General features: G+C 69.0%; 4 protein-coding genes. All 4 read left to right on the top strand.

Going from position 1 to position 9,621, the window contains the following annotated elements:
* Positions 1 to 400 precede the first annotated feature (400 nt).
* Complete coding sequence (locus tag QZW52_RS08900) at positions 401 to 1,132, top strand: PhnD/SsuA/transferrin family substrate-binding protein (RefSeq protein WP_293997527.1); 732 nt, start codon at positions 401 to 403, stop codon at positions 1,130 to 1,132.
* Between the two features lie 108 nt (positions 1,133 to 1,240).
* On the top strand, positions 1,241 to 3,409 hold the full coding sequence (locus QZW52_RS08905) for a 3-hydroxybutyrate oligomer hydrolase family protein (RefSeq protein WP_293997530.1): 2,169 nt from the start codon (positions 1,241 to 1,243) through the stop codon (positions 3,407 to 3,409).
* Between the two features lie 57 nt (positions 3,410 to 3,466).
* Positions 3,467 to 9,307, top strand: coding sequence for an excinuclease ABC subunit UvrA (uvrA, locus tag QZW52_RS08910; RefSeq protein ID WP_434738298.1), 5,841 nt, complete (start codon positions 3,467 to 3,469; stop codon positions 9,305 to 9,307).
* A 37-nt stretch (positions 9,308 to 9,344) separates the two neighbouring features.
* A partial coding sequence (locus tag QZW52_RS08915; RefSeq protein WP_293997533.1) for an autoinducer binding domain-containing protein occupies positions 9,345 to 9,621 on the top strand: 277 nt, incomplete at its 3' end.

Here is a 9,621-nt window from a genome sequence, read left to right on the forward strand (position 1 = left end):
GGCAATTTGCACGATTTCAACCCAGCAGGCGCGCCACCAGCCCCCAAAACACACGCGACCACCCCGTGGTACGGGCCAGATCTGGTTACTTGCCTTCTGCGGCACTGTGCGTCAATGCAGTCCATGTTGCAGCGGGACTCGCTCCTCAAGCAACGACAACGACTGCGCAGCGCACGCCTCCCGTGCAGTGCGCTGACGGTGGCGCTGTTGGAATCTGACGATCCCATCGCCGAGGGCTGAGGTGCAGTGAGCGCCAGGTTCAGACCCCCACGCGACGCGGAGCCGGATTCCAACAGCCTCCCTCCGCGAAAGAAACCCCTAAGAACCATGGGACTCCCGGCGTTCAGTATCCGCGGCGATACCGACAATCGGGACCATCGCCTTGCTGCGTCGCACACCCATGCACACCAAGTACCGCCTCTCCGTCTGCCCGCACGACACCGCCAAGAATCTGGCGGGCTGGTTCCTCATCAACACCTACTTGCAGCGCAAGCTCGGGCTGGCGATGCGGTTCGATCCCTTCGACAACTTCAACGTGGAACGTGAGCGGGTACTCGCCGGGGGGTACCACCTCGTCTATGCCAATCCGTTCAGCGCACTGAAATACGTGCATGAGCGCGGCTTCGTGCCTGTGGCGCGGCCCACCGGCGTGTACGACGAAACCATGCTCGTGGCACGCCGCGGCGTCGGAGTGCCGGCCACCCGACCGCTGAAGGTGTCCTCGGCCACCGACAAGCTCATCGTGCATTTCCTCGGGTTGACGCTGCTGAACAAGCTGCAGATCCCGCTGGCCGACTGCACCTTCCAGATGGCCGGCAACCACCTGAAGGCCGCGCAGGCCGTGCTCGGTGGTCAGGCCGATGTCGGTTTTGTGTTCAACGAGACGTGGCATGGCCTGAGCGCCTCCACCCGCGAGTCGCTGGAGATCGTCACCGCCACCGAAAGCCGGATGGCCTCGCACTGCTTCTGCGTCGGGCCGGAGCTGGCCGAGCGGATCGACGAGGTGCGGGAGGTGCTCTGCGGCATGGGGGCCGACCCGTCGGGCAAGAAGATCCTGGACGATCTGCGCTTCAGCGGATTCGAACCCATGGACACCGCGGCGCTGGACACCCTCGCCACGCTGGTGGGCTGACTGGCAGGCTGACGGTCGCAGGGTTTTTGCGGGTGTTGGGGGATTTCGGCATGGCGCAAATCCGCCAGCATGGCAAGGTGTGGTGGTACGCATCTCCGGGAGAACTCCATGCACCAGCCAACCCTGATTCCGGGCCTGAACCTGACCCGCACCACCCTCGCGGTGGCCGTTGCCGCCCTGCTGGGCGGCTGTGCCTCCTACCGTGAGGACCACAACCGCCTGCCCGCAGGACTCTCGGGCGCCATCACCGAGAAGGTCTACGACGGCACCACCGACGACCTGCTGACCGCCGGACTCGGCAAGACCGGCCTGTTGGGCGCCGCGCCGGCCTACGCGGCTCCTGCGACGCCGACTGCGGCCGAACTGCGCCGCAACGCGGTCTACAACAACTACCGCGCGCTGGTGGACTACACCGCCGCGGGCGGCATGGGCACCCTCTACGGCCCGAACATCGACCTGAACGGCGGCAACACGCTCGGCGAAGGCAAGATCGCCGGCCGCGAGTACACCGCCTACGCCGACGACGGCACCGGCCGCCAGAACGTCACGCTGATGGTGCAGATCCCCGACAGCTTTCAGCCCGGCCGGCCGTGCATCGTCACCGCCACCTCCTCCGGCTCGCGGGGTGTCTACGGCGCCATCGGCACGGCGGGCGAGTGGGGCCTGAAACGCGGCTGCGCGGTCGCCTACACCGACAAGGGCAGCGGCAACGGCCTGCACGACCTGACCAGCGGCGCCGTGATGGCCCGCGACGGCACCATGCTCAACGCCAGCACCGCCGCCGGCAAGACGCTCTTCCAGTCGGCGGCTGCGGCTTCGGATGTCGCCGCCTTCAACACCGCCACGCCCAACCGTGTCGCCTACAAGCACGCCCACTCGCAGCAGAACCCCGAAAAGGACTGGGGCCGGAACACGCTCGACGCGGTGCGACTGGCCTTCTACGTGCTGAACGAGCGTTACGGCAGCGCGACCACCGCCGACCCGAACAAGAAGGTCCGCACCATCGTCCCGGCCAACACGATCGTCATCGCCTCGTCGGTGTCGAACGGCGGCGGTGCGGCATTGGCCGCGGCCGAGCAGGATACCGAGGGCCTGATCGACGGCGTGGCGGTCTCCGAGCCGAACGCCCAGCCCGGCGCCAACGATGGCCTGACGATCCAGCAAGGCGCAGTGACGGTGGCGACCCACAGCAAGCCACTGCTCGACTACTTCACCTACGCCAACGTCTACCAGCCCTGCGCCGCGCTGTCCGCACAGGCAAGCCAGGTGCTGGCCGCCGCGTTCTGGCCGGCCGCGTTCAACACCGCCGCACAGAACCGCTGCACCGCACTCGCCGCCAAAGGTCTGCTGACGGGCTCCACGCTGGCTGCACAGGCTGATGCGGCGCTCGCCAAGCTCAACCGCTACGGCTGGCAGGCCGAGAGCAACTTCTTCCAGCAGTCGCATTACCGCTTCGCCACCAACGCGATCGCCGTCACCTACGTCAACACCTACGGCCGCTTCAGCGTCACCGACAGCGTGTGCGGCTTCAGCATGGCGAACACGACGGCGACGGGTGATGTCGCCGCGCAGGTGCCCGCCACGCAGGCCGGTCTGTTCGCCAGCGGCAACGGCATCCCGCCGACCGGCGGCGTGAACCTCGTCTACGACCGGTCGGTCGGCGGCGCCAAGCTCGACTTCCTGGCCACCTCGCCCACCAGCGGCACGGCCGACTTCGCGCTCGACGGCGCACTGTGCCTGCGCTCGCTGGCCACCGGCCAGGACGAAGCCACGGGCGCCACGCTCACCGGCACGCTCAAGGCGCAGTCCGACCGCGTGATCGCCGGGGTGAACGCGGTGCAGCTCACGGCGAAACTGCGCAGCAAGCCGACGATCATCGTGGCAGGCCGCAGTGACACGCTGCTGCCCGTGAACCACACCGCCCGCGCCTACTTCGGCAAGAACCAGCTCACCGACCCGGCTTCGGACGCTGCCAAGGTGCGCTACATCGAGGTGACGAACGCGCAGCACTTCGACACCTTCATCGCCTTCGGGGCGCTGCTCGGCTACGACACCAAGGCCGTGCCGCTGCACCCGTACCTGAACCAGGCGCTGAACGCGGTGTGGAGCCACCTGACGACCGGCGCGGCGCTGCCGGTCAGCCAGGTCGTGCGGACCACGCCGCGTGCCACCAGCGCCACCGCGCTCACGGCCGCCAACGTGCCGGCCATCGCCACGGCGCCAGCGGCGGCTGACCAGATCGTCATGACGGGATTGACGCTCAAAGTCCCGGACTGACGCACAGGGGCGCCACGTCCCTAGAATGTTCCGCTTCGCCCCGCGAGAACCTTCCTGATGACCGGCCTGATCCGAATCCGTGGCGCCCGCCAGCACAACCTCAAGAACCTCGACCTCGACATCCGCACGGGTGAGCTGACGGTCGTGACCGGCCCCAGCGGGTCGGGCAAGTCATCGCTGGTCTTCGACACGCTCTACGCCGAAGGCCAGCGGCGCTACGTCGAGACTTTCTCGGCATACGCCCGCCAGTTCCTCGACCGGATGGACCGCCCTGCGGTGGATTCGGTCGAAGGCGTGCCGCCGGCCATCGCCATCGACCAGACCAACCCGGTGCGCACCAGCCGCTCCACGGTCGGCACGATGACGGAGCTGAACGACCACCTGAAGCTGCTGTTCGCCCGCGCTGCGCAGTTGTTCGACCAGGACACCGCGCAGGCCGTGCGCGAGGACGATCCGCAGAGCATCTGGCTCGACCTGCAGGCACGCAGTGCGGCGGCGGGTGATCCGCGGCTGGTCATCACGTTCCCGGTCGAGCTGCCGGCCACGGTCACGCCCGAGGAGGTCGAGCAGTGGCTGTCCGCGAGCGGCTACACCCGCGTGCAGGCCGAGCGCGTGGTCGCCACGCCGACCGGGCCGCGCAAGGTGCTGGACGTGGTCGCGGACCGGTTCCGGTTCTCGAATGCGGAGAAGGTGCGGGTGGTGGAGGCGCTGGAGGCGGCGTTGAAGCGGGGGAGTGGCAGGTGCAATGTTTATGCGATTGGTGCGGGGGTTCCCCCTCCCCAGCCCTCCCCCGCTGGGGGAGGGAGCCAAGACGCAGCGGACAGCGTTTGGCGGTATAGCCAGGGGCTGCATTGCCCCGAGTCGGAACGCCGCTACAGCGCGCCGCAGCCGTCGATGTTCTCGTTCAACTCGGCGTTTGGCGCCTGCGAGACCTGCCGCGGCTTCGGGCGGGTGATCGGGGTGGATTTCGGGCTGGTCATCCCGGACCACCGCAAGACGCTGCGCGGCGGCGCAGTCAAGACGCTGCAGACGCCGGCGTGGCAGGAGTGCCAGGACGATTTGCTCAAGTACGCGGGCGACGCCGGCATTCCCCGCGACACGGCGTGGAGCCAGATGAGCGCGGCGCAGCAGTCGTGGGTGATCGACGGCTCGCCGAACTGGACGGGCGAGTGGAAAGCGCAGTGGTATGGCGTGCGGCGCTTTTTCGAGTACCTGGAGAGCAAGGCGTACAAGATGCACATCCGCGTGCTCTTGTCGAAGTACCGCAGCTACACGCCCTGCGGCGTCTGCGGCGGGGCACGGCTGAAGCTGGAGTCGCTGCTGTGGCGACTGGGCGAGAAGGAACAAGCGGATCTGGGCTTGCCAGCGGAGAAACGCTTCCTGCCGGTCGGCGTGAAGTGGTCGCGGGCGCAGCTTGAAGCCCTGCCCGGCCTGAGCCTGCACGACCTGATGCTGCTGCCGATCGACCGGATGCGGCGCTTCTTCGACGGGCTGGAGCTGCCCTCGCAGTTGCTGGATGACGCGCTCGAATTGCTGCTCGACGAGATCCGCACGCGGCTGAAATACCTCTGCGACGTGGGCCTGGGCTACCTGTCGCTGGACCGGCAGAGCCGCACGCTCTCGGGCGGCGAGGTGCAGCGGATCAACCTGACGACCGCGCTGGGAACGTCGCTGGTGAACACGCTGTTCGTGCTGGACGAGCCGTCGATCGGGCTGCATCCGCGCGACATGGACCGCATTAACCAAGCGATGGCACGGCTGCGCGACGCGGGCAACACGCTGGTGGTGGTGGAACACGACCCGGCCGTGATGCTCGCCGCCGACCGGATCATCGACCTCGGCCCTGGCCCCGGCACCCAAGGCGGGCGCATCGTCTTCGATGGCACGCCCGAAGACCTGAAAGGCGCCGAGACGCTGACCGGCGCCTACCTCGGGGCGCGGCGCACGATCGGCCTCGGGCTGGCGCGGCCGGTGCTGGACAGCACGCCGCGCCTCGTCCTCGAAGGCGCCCGCGAGCACAACCTGAAGAACGTGACGGTCGAGTTCCCGCTGCAGCGGCTGGTCTGCGTCACGGGCGTGAGCGGCTCGGGCAAGTCGTCGCTGATCCAGGACGTGCTGGCCCCGGCACTGGCGCGGCATTTCGGGCAAGCCACCGAGTCGCCCGGCGCGCACGACCGGCTGCTCGGCGCGGACTGGCTGAGCGACGCGGTGTTCGTCGATCAGAACCCGATCGGCAAGACGGCACGTTCCAACCCCGCCAGCTACGTCGGCGCCTTCGACACGATCCGCGACCTGTTCGCCGCGCTGCCGGAAGCGCAGCAGCGCAGCTACACCGCCGGCATGTTCAGCTTCAACGCGGGCGACGGCCGCTGCCCGACCTGCGGCGGCTCGGGCTTCGAGCACGTCGAGATGCAGTTCCTCAGCGACGTCTACCTGCGCTGCCCGGACTGCGACGGCACGCGCTACCGGGCCGAGTTGCGCGAGGTGAAGATCGAGCGGCTGGGCAAGCAGATGTCCATCGCCGACGTGCTGGAGCTGACCGTCGCCGACGCGGTGCGGCTGTTCGCGCAGGACCGCGAGGTGGTGCGGGCGCTGCAGCCGCTGGCGGACGTGGGCCTCGATTACGTCAAGCTCGGCCAGCCGGTGCCCACGCTCTCGGGCGGCGAGGCACAGCGGCTGAAGCTGTCCGGCTTCCTCGCCGAAGCCGCGAAGAACGCCAGCGCCACCAAGCAGAAGCTGGCCAAGAAGGGCACGCTGTTCCTGTTCGACGAGCCGACCACCGGCCTGCACTTCGACGACATCGCCAAGCTGATGCGGTCGTTCCGCAAGCTGCTGGAGGCCGGGCACAGCCTGCTGGTGATCGAGCACAACCTCGACGTGGTGCGCGCCAGCGACTGGATCGTCGACCTCGGGCCGGAAGGCGGCGAGGCGGGCGGCGAGCTGGTGGCGGAGGGCACGCCGGCCGATCTGCGGGCGCATCCGACGAGCCACACGGGGAAATCGCTGCGCGACTACGACGCCGCCCTCACCCCCCGACAAGTCACCGAACCCGCCCTGTCTTACTCCCTCCCCCAGCGGGGGAGGGCTGGGGAGGGGGAAGGCGTGCCGCTCCAGACCCTCATTCGCCAGCGGCGCACCCTCCCCCCCAACCCCCTCCCGCTGGGAGGGGGAGCCAGTCCAGAGGGGTGCATCCAGATCGTCAACGCCCGCGAGCACAACCTCAAGGGCCTGTCCGTCAACATCCCCCGTGGCAAGTTCACCGTCATCACCGGCGTCTCCGGCTCCGGCAAATCGACGCTCGCCTTCGACATCCTCTTCAACGAGGGCCAGCGCCGCTACCTGGAGAGCCTGAACGCCTACGCCCGCAGCATCGTGCAGCCGGCCGGTCGCCCCGAGGTGGACGCCGTCTGGGGCATCCCGCCGACCGTCGCCATCGAGCAGCGGCTGTCCCGCGGCGGGCGCAAGAGCACCGTGGCGACGACCACCGAGGTCTGGCACTTCCTGCGGCTGATGTACGTCAAGCTCGGCACGCAGTACTGCCCCGCCTGCAGCGACTTCCATGCGCCGCCCGAGGACTGGGTCGCCGTGCAGCCACAGACGCCGGAGTCGATCGCCGCGCAACTGCTGCGCGACCACCGCGGTCAGCACATCGGTCTGCTTGCGCCGCTGGTGATCGGGCGCAAGGGCGTCTACACCGACCTCGCCAAGTGGGCCAAGGGCAAGGGGTATGCGCACCTGCGGGTGGACGGCGAGTTCCTGCCGACCGACGCCTGGCCCAAGCTCGACCGCTACAAGGAGCACACGATCGAGCTGCCGGTGGCGGACCTGCTGGTCGATGTGTCGAACGAGGCGCGGCTGCGGGCGGCGCTGGCCGAGGCGCTGGAGCATGGCAAGGGCGTGCTGCACCTGCTGACGCCGCTCAAGTCGGCGCTGACGGCCAAGTCGCTGACCCTGTCGCTGGCGGCGGGCTTCCTGTCCACCGCGTTCCGCAGCAAGGCCAAGGTGTTCTCCACCAAGCGCGCCTGCCCGACCTGCGGCACCAGCTACCCCGAGCTGGACCCGCGCATGTTCAGCTACAACAGCAAGCACGGCTGGTGCCCCGAGTGCGTCGGCACTGGCCTGACGTTGACCGGCGAGCAGCGCAAGGCGCTCGACGACAGCGTGAAGGACGACGGCGACAAGGGCCGCGAGAAGACGTTCGCCGAGCCGGAGGTCGAGGGGCTGGCGGAGGACAAGACCTGCGGCACCTGCTTTGGTGCGCGGCTGAACCCGGTGTCGCGGGCGGTGCGTTTCCGCGAAGCCTCGATCGCGGAGGTGGCAGCCAAGTCGGTGGACGACGGCCGGCGCTGGATCGAGGCGCACAAGCTCGACGGCCGCGAGTCCGCGATCGCCCGCGACGTGGTGACCGAGATCCGCAACCGGCTGAGCTTCCTCGGCGATGTGGGCCTGGGCTACCTGACGCTGGACCGCGCCGCGCCCACGCTCTCCGGCGGCGAGGCGCAGCGCATCCGGCTGGCCGCGCAGCTCGGCAGCAACCTGCAGGGCGTGTGCTACGTGCTCGACGAGCCGACCATCGGCCTGCACCCGCGCGACAACCGCATCCTGCTCGACGCGCTGCACAAGCTCGGCAGCGCCGGCAACACGCTGGTGGTGGTCGAACACGACGAGGACACCATCCGCCGCGCCGACCACATCATCGACATCGGCCCCGGCGCCGGCAAGCGCGGCGGCCAGGTCACCGCGCAGGGCACCGCCGCCGAGCTGATGGCCAACCCCGACTCGATCACCGGCCGCTTCCTCAACGCCCCGCTCAAGCACCCCACCCGCCCGCGCCGCCCGGTCGAGCCGGACGGGCCGGTGCTGACGCTGCGCGGGGCGTCGCTGCACAACCTGCAGAACGTGGACGTGGAGGTGCCGCTGGCGCGGCTGGTGGCGGTGACGGGCGTGTCGGGGTCGGGCAAATCGACGCTGGCCCGCGACGTGCTGCTGGCCAACGTGCAGGCGATCGTGGCGCACAAGCTCGCGGGGAAGAAGGCCGGCGAGCGCCCCGCGTGGGTCGGCTGCACCGGGCTGGAGGGCTGGAGCAACATCGACCGCGTGCTGGAGGTGGACCAGACCCCCATCGGCAAGACCCCGCGCTCCTGCCCCGCCACCTACATCGGCTTCTGGGACACCATCCGCAAGCTCTTCACCGAGACGCTGGAGGCCAAGGCGCGGGGCTACGCTGCCGGGCGCTTCAGCTTCAACACCGGCGACGGGCGCTGCCCCGGCTGCGAGGGCCAGGGGCTGCGCACGATCGAGATGGCCTTCCTGCCGGACGTGAAGGTGCCGTGCGACCTCTGCCACGGGGCGCGGTTCAACCCCGAGACGCTCGCCGTGACGTGGCGGGGCAAGAGCATCGGCGACGTGCTGCAGATGGAGGTGGACGAGGCCGTCGGCTTCTTCGCCAGCATGCCCAGCATCGCCCACCCGCTGCAGTTGCTCCAGGACGTCGGCCTCGGCTACCTCACCCTCGGCCAGCCCTCACCCACCCTCTCCGGCGGCGAGGCCCAGCGCATCAAGCTCGTCACCGAGCTGAGCAAGGTCCGCGACGACGTGACCCGCCGCGGCCAGCGGGCGCCGCACACGCTCTATGTGCTCGACGAGCCGACCGTCGGGCTGCACATGGCGGATGTGGAGAAGCTGATTCGGGTGCTGCATCGGCTGGTGGATGCGGGGCACAGTGTGGTGGTCATTGAGCATGACCTGGATGTGATTGCGGAAGCCGATTGGGTGATTGATCTGGGGCCGGAGGGGGGCTCGGGCGGGGGGCAGGTTGTGGTTACCGGGACGCCTGAGGCGGTGGTGAAGAGCAAGAGTCACACGGGCGTGGCGTTGAAGGCGGTGCTCAGGCGTTGACTTATCGCACGTCAAGAACGTCCTCTAATATCCGGCCATGACCGCATGGCAAATCGACCTGCTGACGGCGCTGGACACCCTGCCCTGCGAGCAGGCCGTGTTTGCCCGGATCACGGCCGCTGCCCGTCAGCTCGGCTTCGAGCACTGCGCCTTCGGGCTGCGGGCGCCCTGGCCACTGCAGGCACCTGAGACGGTGATGCTCAACAACTATTCCGATGCTTGGCAGGCCCACTACGCGCAAGAGGGCTATCTGGCCTGTGACCCCACGATCCGGCGCGGCCTGTGTTCAACCGATCCGCTCGTCTGGAGCGACG

Origin of the sequence: Sphaerotilus sp., from assembly GCF_013299175.1 — a bacterium.
Lineage (GTDB): Bacteria > Pseudomonadota > Gammaproteobacteria > Burkholderiales > Burkholderiaceae_C > Sphaerotilus.